This window comes from Acetatifactor aquisgranensis (genome assembly GCF_943193215.1).
Classification (GTDB): domain Bacteria; phylum Bacillota; class Clostridia; order Lachnospirales; family Lachnospiraceae; genus Acetatifactor; species Acetatifactor aquisgranensis.
Genome location: NZ_CALPDH010000019.1, coordinates 92,795 through 114,035 on the forward strand (window position 1 = coordinate 92,795; position 21,241 = coordinate 114,035).

The 21,241-nt window shown below is 52.7% G+C and carries 14 protein-coding genes; 13 read left to right on the plus strand and 1 reads right to left on the minus strand.

The window, feature by feature from the left end:
- The first annotated feature begins 30 nt into the window (after window positions 1-30).
- From NFS35_RS16815 to NFS35_RS16840, 4 genes are all read left to right on the plus strand, one after another.
- Window positions 31-1,059 carry a D-alanine--D-alanine ligase family protein gene (locus tag NFS35_RS16815; protein WP_251208283.1) on the plus strand — a complete coding sequence of 343 codons (1,029 nt, stop codon included), beginning with the start codon at window positions 31-33 and terminating at the stop codon, window positions 1,057-1,059.
- Window positions 998-3,022, plus strand: coding sequence for a UDP-N-acetylmuramoyl-tripeptide--D-alanyl-D-alanine ligase (locus NFS35_RS29335; RefSeq protein WP_330640303.1), 2,025 nt, complete (start codon window positions 998-1,000; stop codon window positions 3,020-3,022). Before NFS35_RS16815 ends, NFS35_RS29335 begins: the two co-directional genes overlap by 62 nt.
- Window positions 3,023-3,201: 179 nt before the next feature.
- A complete protein-coding gene (gene vanR, locus NFS35_RS16835; protein ID WP_251208284.1) occupies window positions 3,202-3,894 on the plus strand; it encodes a VanR-ABDEGLN family response regulator transcription factor in 693 nt (230 codons plus the stop codon).
- Window positions 3,884-5,050 carry a sensor histidine kinase gene (locus tag NFS35_RS16840; RefSeq protein ID WP_251208285.1) on the plus strand — a complete coding sequence of 389 codons (1,167 nt, stop codon included), beginning with the start codon at window positions 3,884-3,886 and terminating at the stop codon, window positions 5,048-5,050. Before vanR ends, NFS35_RS16840 begins: the two co-directional genes overlap by 11 nt.
- A 28-nt stretch (window positions 5,051-5,078) precedes the next feature.
- On the opposite strand, the gene NFS35_RS16845 is transcribed toward NFS35_RS16840, so the two are convergent.
- The gene (locus NFS35_RS16845; RefSeq protein ID WP_251208286.1) at window positions 5,079-5,822 is read right to left on the minus strand and encodes a lysophospholipid acyltransferase family protein; all 744 of its coding nucleotides are present in this window, start codon (window positions 5,820-5,822) and stop codon (window positions 5,079-5,081) included.
- Window positions 5,823-5,934: 112 nt separating this feature from the next.
- Here NFS35_RS16845 and NFS35_RS16850 point away from each other — a divergent pair, with 112 nt between their 5' ends.
- The 9 genes from NFS35_RS16850 (at window position 5,935) to NFS35_RS16890 (ending at window position 21,236) form a co-directional block, all read left to right on the plus strand.
- A complete protein-coding gene (locus tag NFS35_RS16850; RefSeq protein ID WP_330640304.1) occupies window positions 5,935-6,342 on the plus strand; it encodes a protease complex subunit PrcB family protein in 408 nt (135 codons plus the stop codon).
- Window positions 6,343-6,480: 138 nt separating this feature from the next.
- Window positions 6,481-7,755, plus strand: coding sequence for a dihydroorotase (locus NFS35_RS16855; RefSeq protein ID WP_251208287.1), 1,275 nt, complete (start codon window positions 6,481-6,483; stop codon window positions 7,753-7,755).
- Window positions 7,756-7,963: 208 nt separating this feature from the next.
- Window positions 7,964-8,737 carry a dihydroorotate dehydrogenase electron transfer subunit gene (locus tag NFS35_RS16860; protein ID WP_456298456.1) on the plus strand — a complete coding sequence of 258 codons (774 nt, stop codon included), beginning with the start codon at window positions 7,964-7,966 and terminating at the stop codon, window positions 8,735-8,737.
- Window positions 8,738-8,858: 121 nt separating this feature from the next.
- On the plus strand, window positions 8,859-9,767 hold the full coding sequence (locus NFS35_RS16865) for a dihydroorotate dehydrogenase (protein WP_251208289.1): 909 nt from the start codon (window positions 8,859-8,861) through the stop codon (window positions 9,765-9,767).
- A gap of 145 nt (window positions 9,768-9,912) precedes the next feature.
- The gene (locus NFS35_RS16870; RefSeq protein ID WP_251208290.1) at window positions 9,913-11,436 is read left to right on the plus strand and encodes a DUF3794 and LysM peptidoglycan-binding domain-containing protein; all 1,524 of its coding nucleotides are present in this window, start codon (window positions 9,913-9,915) and stop codon (window positions 11,434-11,436) included.
- A gap of 168 nt (window positions 11,437-11,604) precedes the next feature.
- Window positions 11,605-12,474 (plus strand): tyrosine-type recombinase/integrase, encoded by an 870-nt coding sequence (locus NFS35_RS16875; RefSeq protein ID WP_251208291.1) that lies wholly within the window; start codon window positions 11,605-11,607, stop codon window positions 12,472-12,474.
- 442 nt (window positions 12,475-12,916) lie between these two features.
- Window positions 12,917-18,349, plus strand: a complete 5,433-nt coding sequence (locus NFS35_RS16880) for a SpaA isopeptide-forming pilin-related protein (RefSeq protein WP_251208292.1) — start codon at window positions 12,917-12,919, stop codon at window positions 18,347-18,349.
- 104 nt (window positions 18,350-18,453) lie between these two features.
- Window positions 18,454-20,055 carry an LPXTG cell wall anchor domain-containing protein gene (locus NFS35_RS16885; protein ID WP_251208293.1) on the plus strand — a complete coding sequence of 534 codons (1,602 nt, stop codon included), beginning with the start codon at window positions 18,454-18,456 and terminating at the stop codon, window positions 20,053-20,055.
- 272 nt (window positions 20,056-20,327) lie between these two features.
- A complete protein-coding gene (locus NFS35_RS16890; protein WP_251208294.1) occupies window positions 20,328-21,236 on the plus strand; it encodes a class C sortase in 909 nt (302 codons plus the stop codon).
- Window positions 21,237-21,241: the final 5 nt, after the last annotated feature.

A 21,241-nucleotide genomic window follows, 5' to 3' on the forward strand; every position in this document is an offset into this window, starting at 1 on the left:
GCAGGCATGAAAAGAAAGGCGGGGCTTCCTATGAAAATCGTAGTTTTGGCAGGAGGAATCAGTTCGGAGAGGGACGTGTCGCTGAGCTCCGGCGGCATGATTTACCATGCATTTCGGAAAACAGGGCATCAGGCGATTCTGCTGGATGTGTATCTGGGATATGAGGGAGAGACGGCAGGAATTTTTGAGCGGGATACTGACTGGGCGGCGCAGGTGAGCGCCGTGGGGGAGGAATGTCCGGATCTGGAGGCCGTAAAGGCCTTGAGGAAAGACGGCGGAAAGGGGTTTTTCGGCCCTAAGGTGCTGGAAATCTGCGGGCAGGCGGACTGCGTGTTCCTGGCGCTCCACGGGGCCAACGGCGAGGACGGCAGGATTCAGGCCTGCTTCGACTTGCTGGGCATTCCCTATACAGGGGCGGATTTTGTGGGATCCTGTCTGGCCATGGACAAGGGAATCACGAAAGATTTGTTCCGGGCCTATGAGATTCCCACGCCCCGGGGCTTTCGGCTGAAGCACGGAGAAAACGAAAAAACAGATATTCCTTATCCCTGTATCGTAAAGACTTGCTGCGGCGGATCCAGCATAGGAGTCTGCATCGCAAACGATGCATCGGAGTATGAAAAAGCCAGGGAGGAGGCTTTCCGCTACGGCGATGAGGCGGTTGTGGAGCAGTATATCAAAGGCAGAGAATTTTCCGTAGGGGTCATGGACGGAAAAGCGCTGCCTGTGATAGAGATGGCGCCCAAGGAGGGCTTTTACGACTACAGGAACAAATATCAGGCGGGCACCACTGTGGAGACCTGTCCCGCGGAGATTCCGGAGGAAGTAAGCCTGCGGATGCAGGAAATCGCGGAGCAGGTGTTCGCGGCTTTGCGGCTGAGGAGCTACGCCAGGATGGACTTCATCATGAGCGGAGAGGGAGAAATCTACTGCCTGGAGGCCAACACCCTGCCGGGGATGACCCCTACATCGCTGCTGCCTCAGGAGGCCGCGGCTGTTGGCATGGACTTCGGACAGCTGTGCGAGGCGATTCTGCGGATGGCACATAGCCGGGAATGAGGCCTGGAACGAGACGGAGCGCCGGGCTTACGGCGTGAGGAAGGCCGTCCGGAGAGACAGAAGCGGTTTGGTGACTAAGACTAAGAGGACGAGGCAGGAGCCAAAAGAATCATATAATGGGAAAAGTGGCCGGAGAGAGGATGGGAAAGCGATCATGATGGATTTGACGATAAAGGAGATAGCACATGCCTGCGGCGGGGAGCTGGTGGTACAGAGCGGAAAAGCAGATGGTGACACTTGTGTCAGTTCTGTGGTCATTGACTCCAGGCAGGTGGAGCCTCAGGGAGTGTTCATCGCTACCGTGGGCGAGCGGGTGGACGGACACCGGTTTATTCGGACTGCCTTTGGGAAAGGGGCCATACTGGCGGTGACGCAGAAGCGTCCGGAAGAGGTTGAAGGAGCGGAACGCAGGGCGGCAGGAGCGCCGGACGACAGTGTGCCGCAGAATATCGGCGCGTCAGGAGACAGTGCGCCGGGAGCGGCAGCGCAGACAGATGACAGAGGCGCCGGGGAGTCCTGGGGCTGTTACGTGCTGGTGGAGGATACCTTGCAGGCCCTGAAAGACATCGCAGAGGCCTACAGGAAGAAACTTTCCATAAAAGTCGTAGGCATCACCGGCAGCGTGGGCAAGACCAGCACCAAGGAATTCATTGCCGGAGTGCTGGCGGAAAAATACCATATCCTGAAGACGGAGGGCAATTTCAACAATGAAATCGGGGTGCCGCTGACTTTGCTGCGCATCCGCAGGGAGCATGAGATCGCAGTGGTTGAGATGGGCATCAGCGATTTCGGGGAAATGCACCGCTTAAGCAAGATGGCCAGGCCGGATGTGTGTGTAATGACCAATATCGGGCAGAGCCATCTGAACAACTTAAAGGACAGGGACGGCATCCTGCGGGCCAAATCGGAAATCTTCGACTATATGGCTCCGGACGGTGAGATTTGCCTAAACGGCGAGGATGACAGGCTGAACGCCCTGACGGAGATTAAGGGACATAAGCCCCGTTTCTTCGGGCTGGGGAGCAGTCCGTCCCAGGAGGTGGCGGCTGTGGACATCGTCGGCAGAGGACTGTGGGGGAGCGATGCCACACTGGTGATGTCGCAGCTCCGATCCCCTTGGAATGCTGCATGTGCGGATAAGGGGGCAGTGACAAACGGCACATATGCAGACAAAGAAGTAGTCGAAAGCGGCGCATGTGCATGTGAGACAGCAGGCATGGATGGCGTGCAGGCAGAGACTATGACGGGCATGGGCTGTGCAGGAAGAGAGGCAGCCGGTACGGAGAGCGGAGCGTGCAGGCTTGCCGTCCATATACCCCAGCCCGGCAGGCATATGGTGCTGAATGCCGCCGCGGCCGCCTGTGTAGCGAGGCTGCTGGGCTTAAGCGGAGAGCAGATTGCCACCGGAATCGGGAAAGTGGCAGCAGTGAGCGGGCGGACCCATATCATCAGCCACCCTCATTATACCATCATCGACGACTGCTACAATGCCAATCCGGCCTCCGTAAAAGCGGCTCTGGATCTGCTTGCGCTGGCAGATACCCGGAAAGTGGCGATTCTCGGCGACATGCTGAATCTGGGGGAGAACTCCGGCCAGCTGCATGAGGAGATAGGAAGTTATGCTGTAGCGGCAGGCATCGATGATATCTACTGCGTAGGGGAGGAATCCCGCTGCATGTACCGGGCGGCGAACCAGACAGCGGAGCAGGCAGGGACAAATCAAATGACAAATCAGGCGGCAACAGACCGGACGGATCAGACAATGGGCCGTACGGCAGCGAAGCGGACAGAAGAAACTGCCCGACTGCCCCGCCGCATCGCCCACTATCCCGACAGAAAGGTCCTGATGGAAACCATGGCCGCAGATAAAACCCTGATACCGGAGGGCAGCACGGTACTGATAAAAGCCTCCCATGATATGGGTTTCGCGGAAATCCTGGAATTCCTGCAGAGTATGGACTGAATGCAGGATGCGGACCAAAACCTGCGGAAAGAATATTAGGAAAATCTTAACCTTATCTCATTTGTTTTGTGGTAAGATAAAAAGCAAGTGTTTGGAAACAGGCAGAACAGCCCGCCGCCAAAGCGGGCATGCCTGTATTTCATGATGGAAATACACGGAAAAACGGAAAGAGGTAGTCTATGAGCGAAGTCATATTGATAGCGGATGACGAAAAGGAGATAGCGGATCTGGTGGCCCTGTACCTGGAGAACGAGGGGTTCCGGATTGTCAAATGTTACGACGGCGCCATGGCCATGGAAATGGTGGAAAACGAAAGGCTGGATCTGGCCATCCTGGATATTATGCTGCCCGGGGCCAGCGGCCTGGACATCTGCCGCAAAATCAGGGAACGCCACAATTATCCGATTATCATGCTGACGGCAAAGGGGGAGGAGATGGACAAAATCACCGGCCTTACCATGGGCGCGGACGATTACATGACCAAGCCTTTCCTGCCTCTGGAGCTGGTGGCCCGGGTGAAAGCCCAGCTGCGCCGGTACAAGCGCTACAACACGGGGCTGCAGCAGGAGGAACTGCTGGAAATATCCGGCCTGTCTATAAATGTAAAGACCCATGAATGCTACCTGAATGAAAAGCTTTTGAACCTGACCCCCACGGAGTTTTCCATCCTCCGCATCCTGTGCCAGCGAAAGGGACAGGTAGTCAGCGCAGAGGAGCTGTTCCATCTGATCTGGGCAGATGAGTATTACACAAAGAACAACAACACCATCACGGTGCACATCAGGCATCTGAGGGAAAAGATGGGCGATTCCTTCGAGCATCCGAAATACATCAAGACAGTCTGGGGGTGCGGGTACAAGATTGAAGGTTAATGCAAAGCTGAAGAGATTTCTGGTCACATGTCTCATCCTGGCAGGAGGCTATATTGTCTGCGGATTTCTGTATGTGTTCCTTGATCAGATACTCAACGGATTCATGAGAGAGTGGATTGAACGAAATTTCATCTATACAGAATGGATGGCCCTGGGGGACGCTGACGTGGACGGCTATTTTACCCAGACCATCAACTGGGGGAACTTAAAGCGGAAGCTGTTCGCGGCGCTGATTATCCTGATTGTGGCGGTAGTGCTGATTGTAAGGCTTGTGTCTATTCTGTATGCCTCCAGACAGGTGAAAGCGGCTATGCGGGATGCGGGCCGGATGATTGACGATTACATGCGGCAGACCAAAGAGGCGGTGGAGGTGTTCCCTCAGGGATACGAAGACATTTCCGTGCGGATCGTGGAAATCAAGGCCGACATGCAGCGAAACGAGCAGATAATGCGGGAGGAGGCTAACCGCAAGAATGACCTGATTACCTACCTGGCCCATGACTTGAAGACCCCCCTTACCTCTGTCATCGGATACTTAAGCCTGATGGACGAGGCGCCGGACATGCCTGCCGCGCAGCGGGCGAAATATGTCCACATCACTTTGGACAAGGCGCTGCGGCTGGAGAAGCTGATCAATGAATTCTTTGAGATTACCCGTTATAACCTGCAGCAGATTGCGCTGGAAAAAGAGACGGTGAATCTTTCTTTCATGCTGGAGCAGATGACGGATGAATTCTATCCGCTGCTGAGCGAACACGGAAATACCATAAGGCTTGAGATAGAGCCGGATCAGTCGGGAAAACCCGTCACTCTCTACGCGGACGGGGAGAAACTGGCCAGGGTGTTCAACAATATCCTGAAGAACGCCATTGCCTACAGCTATCCGGGGACAGCGATTTCCGTGGAGTGCAGGCCGGTGAGAGGCCATGTGAGGATAGTCATATCTAACCGAGGAAAGACCATCCCTCCCCACAAACTGGAGGCCATCTTCGAGAAATTTTTCCGGCTGGACGATGCCAGGGCCACCAACACCGGCGGAGCCGGGCTGGGGCTGGCCATCGCCAAAGAAATCGTCACCCTCCACAACGGCATCATCACGGCCCGGAGCGAGGACGAGGTGACCAGTTTCCAGGTGGAGCTGCCCCTTTCCGCGTAAGGCGCGGAGGACTGTTGATTTCCGGGAATTATTCCGGAAAATATTCTTTTTTCAGCTCAAAGTAGCGCTTGGAGATGAGGCCGCTGACATGGGCGCCCATATTCTTCTTTTCGCTGCGGTCCATCCTGTCCATATAGATGGCGGGCTGGAACTCGATGACCACGGTAGTGCTCCTGACCCGCGGCAGATGGTCTTCAAAGATATCCGCCGAGTTCAGGATGACCATGGGGACCACCGGGACGCCGCCTTTCTCCGCTATCTTGAAGCTGCCCTCCCGGAAGGGCAGGAAAGTGTCGTTCACCTTGTTGCGGGTGCCCTCCGGGAAGATGCACAGGGAGACGCCGCTCTTTACCTCTTCTACGCCTTTCAGGATAGTCTTTAAGCCCTCCTTGATATTGTCCCTGTCCAGGAACAGACAGTGGATGTTCCGCATCCAGTTGAGCAGCAAGGGATAGCGCAGCATTTCTTTTTTTGCCACATAGCCCGTAATCCCGGGGAACTGGGGATAGGTGAGCACGATATCGAAATAGCTGCGGTGGTTGCCCACGAACAGGGCGGCGCTGTCAGCCGGGATATTCTCTTTCCCCCTTACGATGAGCTTCGTGCCTGCCAGGGCAGCGATACAGCGGAATCCCCAGCTTACCAGCGCTTTGGAGAATCTGTCTTTGCGTCCGGGGCTGCGTTTGCCGATGAGCCATTCCGCCAACAGGGCGGGAATAGAGAGGACCAGGAACAGCAACAAATAAAGTACGATTAAAATAAAACGTATCATGGTATCAGCCTTTCATGAAGTCTTTATAGAAGAATCCTTTCTATTCTAGCATAGAAATCCCAAACTGTACATAAAATAGAAAAAAATAGAAGAAACTTTGTGAGGTCTATCATTGAAAAAAATCGGATTTTATGGACTGGTGATTGCCTGTATGCTGTTCCTTTCCGGCTGTACGATGATGAACGAGGAGAAAATCAAACTCCGGGATCTGGATTTCACAGTGCTCAGCCAGGAGATGATACCGGAGCAGCTTCTGCCCATCATTGAGGAGAAGAAGGCGGCGCCTTTCCAGATTACCTACACAGACAACGCAAATCTGTACATATGCATCGGATACGGAGAACAAGAGACAGGGGGCTACAGCATCGCCGTGAATGAACTGTACCTGACGGATGCGAACATCGTGATCGATACCAGCCTGCTGGGGCCGGAGCCATCCGAAAAGGAGAATCCCCAGCCCTCATGTCCCTACATAGTGGTGAAGACGGAATATCTGGAGCAGACAGTGACATTTGAGTGATGGAAAACGGTGAAAGCCTCCCGGCAAGGCGGCACAACTTAAGGCAAGGACAATATGTCCCTTGCCTTTTTTAGTGGGGTTATGGTACACTTGGAGAAATGAAAGAGGAGTCTGGCACAGGGAAGACAGGAGGCGCTTATGCTGCTAATCAAAAATGGATATATGATTGACCCGAAGTCCGGCAGGGAGGGCAAGTTCGACATCCTGACGGAGGGAGAGAAAATCCTGCGGATCGGGAAAGGGCTGGAGAGGCCGGAAGAGGGATGCGAAGTAATCGACGCAGAGGGGCTGCTGGTGGCGCCGGGATTGGTGGACGTCCATGTCCATTTCCGCGATCCCGGCTTCCCGCTGAAAGAGGACATTGTGACCGGGGCTGCCGCGGCTGCTGCGGGGGGCTTTACCACGGTGGTGATGATGGCCAATACAAAACCTCCCATAGACAACAGGGAGACGCTTGCCTATGTTCTGGAAAAGGGATACGGGACAGACATCCATGTGCTGTCCTGCGCCAATGTGACGAAAGGGATGCGCGGGAAAGAACTGACGCCTGTGGAGGAGTTGGCGGAGGCCGGAGCGGCGGGCTTTACGGATGACGGCGTACCGCTTCTGGATGGGAATCTGGTGCGGGAGGCCATGGAGCGCGCGGCCGGGCTGGATATGCCTGTCAGTTTCCACGAGGAGGATCCGGGGCTGATAGACAATAACGGAATCAACCGGGGCAAGGCCAGTGGCTTCTTCGGGATAGGAGGCTCTCCCAGAGAGGCTGAGATCCGCCTGGTGGAGCGGGATTTGCAGCTGGCGCTGGAGACAGGAGCGAATATCAATATACAGCATATAAGTGCGCGGGAATCCGTAGAACTGGTGCGGCAGGCCAGAGCAAGAGGCAGCAATATACATGCGGAGGCCACGCCCCATCATTTTACCCTGACGGAGGAAGCTGCTATCCAATACGGCACGCTGGCGAAGATGAATCCGCCCCTCCGGGAAGAGGAGGACAGGCTGGCCATCATCCGGGGGCTGGTGGACGGCACCATTGATATCATCGCCACGGATCATGCCCCCCACACAGCGGAAGAAAAAGAAAAGCCCATCACTGAAGCGCCCAGCGGCATCATCGGCCTGGAGACGGCGCTGTCTTTGGGCATCACCCGGCTGGTGGAGGCCGGATACCTGACCATGCGCCGGCTCCTGCGCCTCATGAGCACCAACCCGGCGAACCTGTACCATCTGGACGCCGGATATCTGGCGGAGGGAGGCCCTGCGGATATCATACTGATAGACACCGCGGCGGAATATGTCCCGGAGAGCTATGCCTCCAGATCTGCAAACACCCCTTTCACCGGCTGGCGGCTGCGGGGGAAAGTGGTGCGGACGATTTGCGCCGGGAGGACAGCTTATGAAGAGGCGCCATAAATTATTGTTGACATTCCGCGGAAATGTGGATATACTAAAAGCGTTAGGTAAAGTTCGTGTGTTTTTTAGTTGAGAGGATTTTCTTTTGTTAAGTGTTGTGCAGTGTTATGGATTGGGGCAATAGTCTGCTTGGATTATTGCCCTTAAGTTTTGCCATGCCATTATTTTGCGGCAAAGGATTATCCCTGGATACCCAGAAAGGAAACAAATCATGAAGCAAAAGCACACCGCAAAGGTGCTCTCCCAGAGGGAGATAGCACCGGACATCTTCGACATGTGGATAGAGACCCCCCTCGCGGCGGACGCGAAGCCCGGCCAGTTCCTGGGCATCTATCCCAAGGATAAAAGCACCCTTCTTCCCCGCCCCATCAGCATCTGCGAGACGGATGCGGGACAAGCCAGGCTGCGCATCGTCTACCGTATTGCCGGCGCGGGCACCAGGGAGTTTTCCGGCTACAGAGTAGGAGACTGTATCTCTGTACTGGGCAATCTGGGGAATGGCTTTCCGCTGGAGCAGGGAACAGGGAAAAAGGTTTTCCTCATGGGCGGCGGCATCGGCGTGCCCCCGATTTTAGAGCTGGCCAAGCGGCTGGAGGCGGAGAAGCAGATTGTGGCGGGTTATCGGGATTCCAGCCTTTTCCTGAAAGAAGATCTGGAGAAATACGGCACTGTGTATGTAGCCACCGAGGACGGCAGCGCCGGCACGAAAGGAAATGTGATGGACGCCATCGCGGAGAACGGACTGGGGGCGGAAGTCGTCTTCGCCTGCGGCCCCATGCCCATGCTGCGTGCGGTCAAGGCATACGCATGCCAGCATGGCATTCCGGCATACATCTCCCTGGAGGAGCATATGGCCTGCGGCGTGGGCGCATGCCTGGGCTGCGTGGTGAAGACCAAAGAAATCGACCATCATTCCCATGTGCACAATGCCCGCATCTGCACGGACGGCCCTGTATTTGAAGCGCAGGAGGTAGAATTGTGAAGAGAATTTCTAAGCCCGCAAAGTACGCGGACAAAGAAATTCTAAGGCTTCACACGGCAGAATGCCCGAAATACATAAGCATTCTGCCAAGACCCGCATCAGCGCGTAAGGAGGTACGGATATGAATACACAAGTAACAATAGCAGGCGTCACCTTGAAGAATCCTGTCATGACAGCCTCCGGAACCTTTGGCTCCGGGATGGAATACTCGGAATTCGTGGACTTGAACCGGCTTGGGGCCGTAGTGACCAAGGGTGTGGCAAATGTGCCCTGGCCGGGCAACCCCACCCCCAGAGTGGCGGAAGTCTACGGCGGCATGCTCAATGCCATCGGCCTCCAGAATCCCGGCATTGACGTGTTCCTGGAGCGGGACATCCCTTTCCTGAAGCAGTACGACACGAAAATCATTGTAAATGTCTGCGGAAAGACGGTGGAAGATTACGTGGATGTAGTGGAGCGGCTGGGAGAGGAACAGGCAGTGGCCATGCTGGAAATCAATGTGTCCTGCCCCAATGTAAAGGAAGGGGCAATTGCATTCGGCCAGAAAGCGGACAATCTGTACGATATCACGAAAGAAGTTAAACGACACGCCAGACAGCCCGTCATCATGAAGCTGAGCCCCAATGTCACTGACATCGCCGAGATGGCAAAGGCTGCGGAGGCAGCAGGCGCGGACGCCCTGTCCCTGATCAACACCATCACGGGCATGAAGATCGACATCCACAAGCGCAGGTTCGCCCTTGCCAACAAGACCGGCGGCATGAGCGGCCCGGCCATCAAGCCGATCGCGGTGCGCATGGTCTATCAGGCGGCCCATGCGGTGCGGATTCCCGTCATCGGCATGGGAGGCATCGCAAATGCGGAGGACGCCGTGGAATTCCTGCTGGCCGGTGCCAGTGCCGTCAGCATCGGCGCCATGAACTTCGTGGATCCTTACACCAGCGCGGAGGTAGTGGAGGGCATCGGACGCTACATGGAGCAGTACCATGTGGAGGATGTCACGGATCTGATCGGGGCCGTGGACAGGTGAGGAGAAATCTTCAAGGCTGCCCGAGTGAGCGGATTCGCGATTAAGACTCACACAGCAGGCATATCTTAAAGAATACCTTCATATATATTCTTATACGAGTATATATGGAGGTATTTTCGTGGAGCTGTTAAAGAGAAATATACATATGGATCGCGTCAGAGTCCAGGCTGTCACACAGTTCACGCTGGAGGATGACGTGAACATTCCGGAGAACAAGCCGGATGTAGCCGCCCTGAACCTGGAGAAGGGAGAGCTGATCATCGATGAAATCAAACCGGGGACGGATTCCGTCACGGTCCGCGGCAGGCTTGGCTTCGTGGTGCTCTACCACACCATGGAGGAGGGGAGCAGCCTGGTGGTGCTGGACAGCAAGATGCCCTTTGAAGAACGCATCAACATGCAGGGGGTGGTGCCCGCGGACACCGTGACCGTGGACGGGGAGGTGGAGGACCTCTCCATGAACATGATTAACTCGCGCAAGCTGAACATCCAGTCCCTGATCACCCTGACAGCCCGGGTGGAGGAGCTCTTCGACGTGGAAGTGCCCATCGCCGTCCATGGGGACGAAAAGGTGGAGTACCGACGCATGCCTCTGGAACTGGCCCAGATCGCCATCGCAAAGAACGACATCTTCCGCTTAAAGGAGGAGGTGGCGCTTCCGTCCAATTATCCCAATATTTTCCAGATTCTCTGGAGCAATATCTCCCTGGGGGATGTGGAATTCAAGGTCATGGAGGAAAAAATCACCATTTCCGGGGATATCCGTCTTTTCCTGCTGTATGAGGGCGAGGGGGAGGACCATCCCTGCCGCAGTTTCGAGACCACAGTGCCTTTCAGCGGCGTGCTGGAATGCCATGGCTGCAGGGAGGGGATGCTGCCTGACATCCGCTACCACCTGGGGCAGCAGGAACTGGCCGTGCGCCCGGATTTCGACGGGGAGGAGCGCAGCATAGGACTGGAACTGGTCCTGGATATTTCCATCCGGATCTACGAGGAGGAAAAGCTGGAAATTATCTCAGACCTCTACGGCGTGTCCAAGGAAATCGGCACCACCACAGGCAGAGCGAATCTGCGCAGGCTGCTGGCAAAGGTCACCGGCAAGACAAAGGTCACGGATCATGTCCGCGTCACGGACGGAACCGTGCTGCAGCTGCTGCACAGCGAAGGTAACGTGAGCCTGGAGCAGCGCAGCACTGTGGAGAACGGCATCCTGCTCCAGGGCAGCGTGCAGGTGAAAATCATGTACATCACAGGGGAGGATGAAGCCCCCTACGGCAGCACCCAGGCGTTTCTTCCTTATCAATATACTCTGGAGGTGCCTGACATTGCCCCGGAGGACATGGGAGAGGTGCGCGCGGAGGTAGAGCAGCTCCAGGTGACCATGCTGGACGGAGAGGAGATGGACGTAAAGGCAGTGTTAAGCTTCTCCACTGTAGTGTTCAAAACCATCCCTATGGATTTGATAAGCGACATCAATGTATCGGAGCTGGACACCGGGAAGATGAGCAGCCTCCCGGGCATGGTGGTCTACCTGGTAAAGGACGGCGACAACCTCTGGAACATCGGCAAGCGCTACTATGCCCCTGTGGATTCCCTGAGAGAACTGAACGCGCTGGAGAGCGATGAGCTGAAAGCGGGACAGAAGCTGCTGATTGTAAAAGGAAGTTAAAAAGGATAGATGAAAAATCCCCGGACTGCGTGCCGTATGCAGTCCGGGGATTTTGCATGGAGAATCTGCTGCCTGATTTGCGGAGAAGAGATGACAAACCGGATTGCCATATGGTACGATGGATGATATTTTCCGCCGGATTCAAGCGGCAAGATTAGGAGGACAGAAATGGAATTTACACCCGATAAGATCATAGACAAGACAGACATGGGACGCTTTGAGAACAGACTCAGGTCTGAGGAGAAGAGCAGGGCCACCATTGAGAAATACATGCGGGACGCGAAAGCCTTTGCCGCTTTCCTGGGGAATGCCCCTGTCACCAAGGAGGCGGTCATCCGGTACAAGGGGCATCTGGCGGAACGGTATGCGGTGGCCAGCGCCAACTCCATGCTGGCAGCCGTGAACAGCTTCCTGCGCTTTCTGGAATGTGCCGACTGCGTGGTGCGCACTTTCAAGATTCAGAAAGCCGTCTTCCGCTCCCGGGAGCTGGAGCTGTCCAGGGACGAATACGTGCGCCTGGTGGAAGCGGCGAAGCGCCGGGGGAACCTGCGCCTGTGTCTGGTGATGCAGACCATCTGCGCCACGGGAATCCGGATCAGCGAACTGCCTTTCGTCACCGTGGAGGCCCTCTATACGAGGCGGGCGCGGGTGTCGCTCAAAGGCAAGACCCGCATGGTCATCCTGCCTATGGAGCTGTGCCGGGAGCTGAAGCGCTATGCAAAATCCGGCGGCATCCAGTCCGGCAGCATCTTCATAACCCGTGGAGGCAGGCCCATGGACCGCAGCAACATCCTCCACGCCATGAAAGCCCTGTGCAAAGAGGCAGGAGTGGAGGAAGGGAAAGTTTTCCCGCACAATCTGCGCCACCTTTTCGCGGTCACTTATTATAATGTAGAAAAAGACATCTGCCACCTGGCCGATCTGCTGGGCCATTCCAATATCAACACCACAAGAATCTACACCCTTATCAGCTGCGAGATGCAGGAGCAGCGTCTGGGCAGACTGGGGCTTGTGCTGTACGACAAAAATACCGCATAATAAACATTATGCGGTATTTTTAAAAACGATACTCTCATCTATCCGTTATTATACTCTTGTCTGCCTGAAAATTCAATATCTGCGGGCAAATTCATATAAGGATTTCTTTTGCCACAGAATCTCTATGCCAGCCATTCTGAAACGGATATGGCTGCCTTTGTATTGTCTGTATGACTACTATAACAGATGGTAAGTCTAAAGATGCGTCAAAATTTTCAGCTAAAACAGGTTTTTGTTTCAATAGTTTATATTTTCCTCCGCGGGATACTACGTAATGTTTATTATGAGGTATCCCGGTCCAACGCGGCAGCGGTCACGGCCGCGTTGGACCGGGGAGATAATGCAGAATGGCTGGGCTGGCCGGATACAGGCTCCGGACAGGCGCTTGACGGAATGGGACTGATAGATTAACAGATCTGGATACGAGGAAGGAGACGGCACAATGGAAGCTTTGAGGAAACAGGCTGCAAGAATCTTGCGGGAGAAGAAAAAACATAAACTCTGGCTGACGGCATTCCTGTGCATGGCTGTGGTGGTCACAGCGGGGACAGTGACTGCACTGAAGATGAGCGGCCAGGCGCTGAGCCATAAGGAGAAAGTGCTCATCTGCGGAATAGAGGTGCATCAGCATACCGAACAGTGCCGGGACAGCGAAGGTGAGCTGGTCTGCGGGCAGGCGGATTATGTCGTCCATGTCCACAATGATGACTGCAAGGGGCAGGACGGCCAGCTGGTATGCCGGTTGGATGAAATAGAGCCCCATGTGCACGAAGACTCATGCTTTGCGGAAGAGAAACGCCTCATATGCACCAGGGAGGAGTCCGCGGGCCATCAGCACGATGAAGACTGCTATACCAAAGTCCGGGGCGGGCTGACCTGCGGCACGGAGGGAGCAGGGCATCAGCACAGCGCAGAATGCCGCACATTGGTTCAGGGTGAGCTGACCTGCACTGATACAGAAGAGGGCCATGAGCATACTGATGGATGCTATGCCTGGAGCGAGGAGCTGACCTGCGGGCAGACAGAAGAAGTGCACGAACATACCGATGAGTGCTACGCCTGGACAGAAGAGCTGATTTGCGAAATTGAAGAAGGATATGACGCGCATGAGCATACCGATGAGTGCTATGTGACCGAGACGGTCAATGTCTGCGGAGAACTGGAGCTGCATACCCATGAGGACAGCTGCTGTGACAAGGATGGGAACCTTATCTGCGGGCAGACAGAGCTGCTGGAGCATGTACATGCCGACGGCTGCTTTGAAATCATAGAGGCCGAGGCGGCCGATGAGGAAAGCGGCGAGGCACAACTGTTCCAGAAGACATATGAAGATGCGGAAATCAGGGTAGTGGCGGAATATGACGAGTCCGCGAACATCCCTGAGGAAGCGCGGCTGGTGGCGGAGCGGATTGAGGCCGAGGCTGAGGGCGGCACGCAGGATGGTTCGGAAACGACAGAGCCGGAAGCGGACGAGGCCGACGGAGTGCAGGAAACCCGGGAAAGCATTACAGAAGAGGTATCCTACAGGCTCCGGTTCCTTGTAAATGAGGAAGAGGTTCAGCCCGGGGGAACAGTGACCTTTACGGTGCAGGGGCTGGATGAGAATGGCAGTGACGCAGGGGAACCCGCAGTGCTGGTATATAACGCCGGTGACGGACTGGACGCAATGGTAGCGACTCTGGTCAGAGAGACTGCGGCAGAGGCGGCGCATGAGTTCCGCAAAGAAGCCCGGGACGGCAATGTGAGCGTGGCTGTGGAATACGATGCCCTCGCCAACATTCCGGGGGAAGCGGAGCTTCGGGTAAGGCAGATTACGGCAGAAAGCGATTCTGAGCAATATGCGCAGCTTGAGGCCGAATTTATCGGACAGACGACAGAAAATGCCATGATGGATATGCTTTTTGAAATCGGATTCTATGTGGAAGAGACCAGGATAGAGCCGGAAGCGCCTGTGACCATCACGGTTCAGATACCGGACGGCCTTGCAGAAGAGGGCGAAGGGATTCAGGCAATCCGCTTTGGCGAAGCGCAGACAGAGGAACTGGATGCCGATGTCCTGGCAGACGAAGCAGGTAATCAGTCTGTAAGATTCCAGGAGAACAGCCTGTCAACCTATGCGGTTGGGAGGACAGAAGTCAGGACTTTCAGCGTCAGGAAAGAGTGCAGGAACGATGCCCTGAACATTATCGTGATTGCCGAGTACAATCTGGATGCGGAGATTCCGGAGGAAGCGGAGCTTAAAGTAGAAGCGATTACGCCGGAAAGCAACCCTGAGTACTATGCCCGGCGTGAGGCGGAGTACCTGGAGCAGGTAGGCGAAAGCGCCCGGATGGATATGCTTCTGAGCATCGGCTTCTATGATGCGGACGGCGCGGAGATTGAGCCTGAGACTCCTGTGTCCATTACCGTACAGCTGCTGGATGACCAGTACGAGGACGGCGAACAGATTAAGGTAGTCCACTTTGGAAATGAGGCTACTGAGGAGCTGAATGCCTCTGAAATCAGGACGGATGAAGAGGGGAACAAGGCTACCAGCTTCGAGACGGACAGCTTTTCGGATTTCGGGGTCGGCCCGAGAAATGGAGAGAATCAGCTGGTCTATTGTAGTGAGGATAGAGGCGATGACCCCGGGATGGATGGCATTACCACTTTTGCTCTTGGTAGGAGCAGTGGAGACTCCCGCTTGGAAGATGGAAGTTCCTACCAGATTTATTGCCAGAGCGGTGGGAAGACATATGCGCTGTATCACGATGAGAGCCATGCGCTGCAGGCTGTAGAGGTTACGGTGGATGCACAGGGAGCGATAGTAGCCGGGAGTGAATACACGGAGGATGGCTTTATCTGGATTTGTGAGAGCAATAGATACGGGAATGCGCTGAAAAGTGAGGATGGATATTATTTGAGTGATGTAGGCCCCGGCTGGACTATGACGAATCAGTATGCATTCACGTCTTTAGACTTTTTGGGGAATGGCGTTGATGAAATTGGAATTTATAGTACGGTAGCCTCGAGTTATTTGAATTATGAAAATGGCCAGATCGCGGCTGGGTATAAAGCACAATATACCAAATGGAAGTTTGCGGCTCCATCGACCGAATCCGGACAATATAGAATCAACTATTATAAGAACGAATTAAGCGTTTCCAAATTTCAAGACGAAGTATCCGAGGTTGAGCGGGGAACATTACTGGGCCGGAGATATTTGGATGCTGAAGAAACGGCGGATGGAAAAACGGTAATACGGATACCAATTATGGGAACGGCTGGGAAAAATGAGATTGGAAAACTGGATGATTATACAGAAGACGGAAAAACCTATAAATTCTATGGTTGGTCCCTGAACAGTAATTCTAATTATCAGCCAGATATCGGCCATTTGATATACTGTGGAGACCCGGATATCACGATTAATCAGTTCACTGTACCAACATATGTGTCGGATGGCGTGATTACCCTGGAAGTGACTGATTCGCATATAAAGCAAATCTCCGAGGGGAAATATGAAATTAATTTATATGCGATATGGGCGGCACCGAGTAATGTCAGGGGTTCTGGCAGTGTCGTATATTATGGTACTAATTATAAAGAATTGAATGGGCCAGAGGATAATGAGTACAATGATCAGGCGCGGACAGGAAGAGGGGTAATGTTCTTCGTGAGGCTGGACGGACAAATTCCCAATGAGCCTGGAAACGTTGGCGACACTAGCGCAGGTGGGATACTGAATAGAGCCAATTATACGGAATATGTATTTGCGAAAGATGACGCAGGCAATAAAGTGAGAAATCCCCTCAAATACTGGATGCACATATATGGTGTCCAAAATGGTGATGCGGTTGAAGCCAATTTGGAATACTTTCCCAAAGACGAGGATTTGCTGGCAAGAATAAAGGAAAAGAACGGCTCCATAAAGGTAGCGGGACAAATCGTTGATTTTAGCGATATATCAGTGGAGGATTTTAAGAAGGACTATTATGTCGCCTGGTATGTGTGCAAAGACGGACGGGAGGACGACTGCTGGCATATTGACGGCGTACTGTTGAAGAGAACCGAACAATGGAATTTGGTCTATGCTGATAATGGCGTAACAGGAGGTACAGTCATCCCGGGCGCACAGTATGCATATCGCGGTAATGAAGGTGATTCAGCGATGGTGCACAATAGCCTGATTGCTAGTGGAGGTGAGCTTCTGCAAAGCGATATTCCTCTGGAAAAAACCGGATATAAGTTTGTTGGATGGAATACTAGTCCGAACGGCGGAGGAATCAGTTTTACGGCAGGGACATACAACGAGCCAGGAAATGGTACTGGGGATGCGGATTTCGGCGATAACGATACCATTACTGTAGAGATAATCAATCCGGGAACAGACGAGGAAAAAGGTCAGGTTTATAAAAATGGTGAACCGGTAGAAGGCCTGTATGCTACAAAAAATTCCAATGGTGTATATGAAGTAATTCTATACCCGCAATGGGCAAAGGGCACGAACCTCTTAAAAGTAACAAAGACAGACGAAGCAGGAAATGTATTAAAAGGTACTAAGTTCAAGCTATACGAATGTACTTTGAATGAGGCGGATAAAACGCTGTATGAAGGCAGGGAATTGACAGCGTCAGGTGGCAGTGCCGTCAATGAAAAAGGCATACTGACAATCTACGATTTGGAGAACGATACCATTTACTGCCTGGAAGAGAGTTATGCAACTAACGGATATGAACAGAGAGAAAAGATATATTTCAAAGTTCAAGTTTCGGAAGACAAGAGTAAGGTCATGGACATCAGTATCAAGGATGTACATGGCGAGGCGCTTGCTACGACACCTGAGTGGCTGAGTACAGAATATAAGGCCGCAGGGACATCCGGAAACGGAGGGCTTGCCAGCATTGAATTTAAGATTCAGGATGAGACAAAGTTCCAGAATGTTATCTTTATGAAAACAGATGAGAACGGAGACGCGATGTCTGGTGCAAAATTCAGCCTGACAAAGAAGAATGCGGAGAGCGGTGCGTATGAAGCTGTCAAAGTAAAGGATGGAAGCACTATTAAAGATGTAGCCGAAGCAGAATCTAAGGATTCAGGTGTAATCGAATTTGCAGGAGCATCAACGCTGCCCTACGGCGAGTACAGGCTGGAAGAAACAGAAGCTCCAGAGGGCTATAAGAAAGTCTGTGTATACTTTGAAATCAATGACCCCGTTGAAGCAGATAGCGGACATGAAACGGGAATGGTGGTCACGAAAGTGGAAGTGGAAGGTGAGGAAGTAGAAAACTTTGATTCCAAAGACTATGTGGTTACAGAAAGAAGTATCGGAGATGGGTATCAATATACACTGACAATCAAGAATAAGCCCGAGGCATATAGTGTAGCTTTGAGAAAGCTTGATGTTGACGGTGCAAAACAGTTAGGCGGAGCGGAATTTAGCCTTTATCGTGAAACGGATAGGGTTCTTGAGGCGATAAATAATGGAAGTAATCTTCCAAGTGAAGATAAAGTCAATGTAATCCAGTCTTCTTTGGATGAAGATAGTATAATCGGGGAATTGAATCCTGGAAATTATTATCTGTTCGAAGACAAAGTGCCTGAGGGGGGTTATATCCAACCGACAAAGCCTGTAAAAATTACGGTCACACCTGCCGAGGTCAAAGCCTGGCGATTAGACAATGGTACAACTATTGAGCAAGACAAGACAACAGATGAGTCTACAGGGAAAGTAATCTGTGTCCTAAAAATTTATAACTCAAAGGGAATCACACTTCCCGAAACCGGCGGCCCCGGTACTGTAATGTATACATTGGGCGGGCTTGCGGTAATCGCAACCAGTCTTATGTACGGTCTGAGCATGAGGCGTAAAAAAGAGAAAGGAGGTCAGCACTGATTCTGAGAAGAAGCCTCCATTCGACGCTTATGTGCGCCGACTGCAAGACCAGATAAATAAAAGAAACCAAAAACATTTTTTAGGAAAGAAAGGAAGGTTTTACTATGAAAGGTAAGATGAGAAAGCTATTTGCTTTTGCCTTGGCAGCTATCATGGTTCTGGCTATGGGCATCACGGCATCGGCACAGACTGTACCTGCGGGAGCAGAGAAACGCCCTGATACGGCAACTATCACGATTAAAAATACTGCCAAAGGCGAAACATACGAAATCTACAAAATTTTTGATGCAACAAGGAGTGAGAATGGTTCCATCGCATTTAAATTGATGGATGGAAAAACGGCAGAGGGCCTTCCTGCTGGATTCACGGTAAATGCAACTAGTAAATATGTCACAGCAGCTCCAGAATCATTGTCACCGGCTGATATTGTGGCATTAGAGGAGTATGTAGGAAAAGGAACGGTTACTCCTGTTGCCAGTGCTACATCGTCAGATGGCTCCACACTGGAATTCATCAATTTGGAATATGGCTATTACCTGGTTGCTTCTAGCACAGGGGCGGTAGTTAGTATTGACGATACTAACCCAGATGCAATGATAGTTGACAAGAATCCTACTGGACCGGAAGTGCCTGAGGATGCTAAGAAAGTTAAAGATGATGATGTTTATATTGGACAGCAAGTAGAATATACCTTGAAGTTCAACACGACAAACTATGTAGTGCCGGAGAACGCTACACAGGAGACAGAGCCAAAGCAGATTGTCAGCTATATTATAACAGATACTTTGCCTGATTTTCTTTCTGATGTGAATGTTACCGCAATTAATGTCATTGTAGGAAGCGGGGACAGCGCTACAACGACACCCTTGGATGTACAGCAGTTTGCTAGAACTGATGGGGCTGGCCCTGGTACTATAACGATTCCCTGGCGTAATGAGGAAACAAAAGCAAGCTTATATGATAATGGCGCTGTATTAGAGATTACTTATACAGCTACTGTGAATGGGAATATTTCACTGACATCTACAGAAAACGCAAATACTGTAACCTTATCATGGAAATATGATGACGATTCTGAGGGAGGCGGAAGCGATAAATATACTAATACAGAAACAATTTCCACATATGCAATGATTATTCAGAAAGTTGACGGAAATGGATTGAATCTGGCAGGTGCGACATTTGTCATTAATGGTTATGAAGTAACTCCGGTTAAGGAGGGAGAGAATGAGGTTGTTGGTCAGTACAAGATTACAGGTACGAAGGAGGGAGAATCCAGTGTAATGTCATGTGATGAAGATGGAAAGCTTGTCATCATCGGTTTGGCTCAGAATGGTGATGGCACTGATGTTCCTCAGAAGTACTCCATTACTGAAAAAAGCGCTCCCGATGGATATAACTTGCTTGTTGGTGAAACAGAGGTAACTGCTCAGAAGACATCAACTGTGACGACTACAACGGAAACAACAATTTGGTTTGATGCGAATGGTAATAAAGTAGATACAGAGGAAAATAGCGTTACCTCTGTGACGGGGAATACGGTTCCGGATGACAGTGTAAGTATAAAGATTGAAAATGTGGCGGGTACCCTTCTTCCCTCCACCGGCGGCATCGGCACCACAATCTTCTACGTGGTAGGCGGCGTGCTTGTAGCAGCTGCAGGCGTTCTCCTCATCACCAAGAAGCGCATGAGCGGGCGTGACTAATCAGGTTACAGAAGCGCAAGCGATAAGCTGCGAAAGATAAAAGCTAATGAAGCAGAACCAGACGAGTACCAAATAAGAACCAAAACCTCCGGGGCGGGAAGAAGTCCGGCCTCCCCGCCCCGGAGGATGCCGCACACAGCTGACACCTTCCCGTGGTGTGCGGCGAGCAACGGAGCAGATGCGCTTGCGCATGGTCTCCGGCCAAGTTCAGCAGAGCCCATGGAAGATTCCCTTCCGGGGCAGAGATTCAAATGCAACTGACGGGGAAACCGATGAAGAAGAAAGAAAAGATTCGGAAGGCGAAGAGGAAAGGCACCCTCTCCACCATCCTGCTGATGGTGATTCTGCTGGTGGGGCTGAGCGTGATGCTCTATCCCACGGTCAGCGACTACTGGAATTCTTTCCACCAGACCCGGGCCATTGCCAATTATGACGCGGTGGTGGCGGAACTGGACGAGACTGACTACGAGTCCCTCTTTGCTGCGGCAGAGGAGTACAACGAGCAGCTGCGGGCTCTGGGCGCACCGTTCTCGGAACACGGGCAGCTTGAGGGTTTATACTACAGCGTCCTGGATGTAGCCGGAAATGGCATCATAGGGTATGTTTCCATTGAAAAGATAGGAGTGAATCTGCCCATCTACCACGGAACCAGCGATTCTGTCCTGAACGTGGCTGTAGGGCACCTGGAAGGCTCCAGCCTCCCCATAGGCGGAGAAGGCAGGCACAGTGTATTGTCGGCCCACAGGGGACTGCCGTCTGCGAAGCTGTTCACGGATTTAGACCGGATGGAGAAAGGGGATATCTTTACCATTACCGTGCTGAACCGGACATTCACCTATGAGGTAGACCAGATATTGATTGTGGAGCCTGCCCAGATGGAAGCGCTGAATGTGACCGGCGGAGAGGATTACTGTACCCTCCTCACCTGTACGCCCTATGGAATCAATTCCCACCGGATGCTGGTGCGGGGATTCCGGATCGACAATATCGAAGGGGAGGAGGCCCTGGCAGTGGCCGCGGAGGCCCGGAAGATTCCTGCCTACTATGTCATACCTGCCGTGGGGATACCGCTCCTGTTCGTGTCGCTGATAATCATGCTGACAGTCTCCGGCAGGAGGCGGTCAAAGAAGACAGGCGAGGAGCTGCTGAAGGAATTCAAGAAGAACAATGGAGATAGATAAGAGTC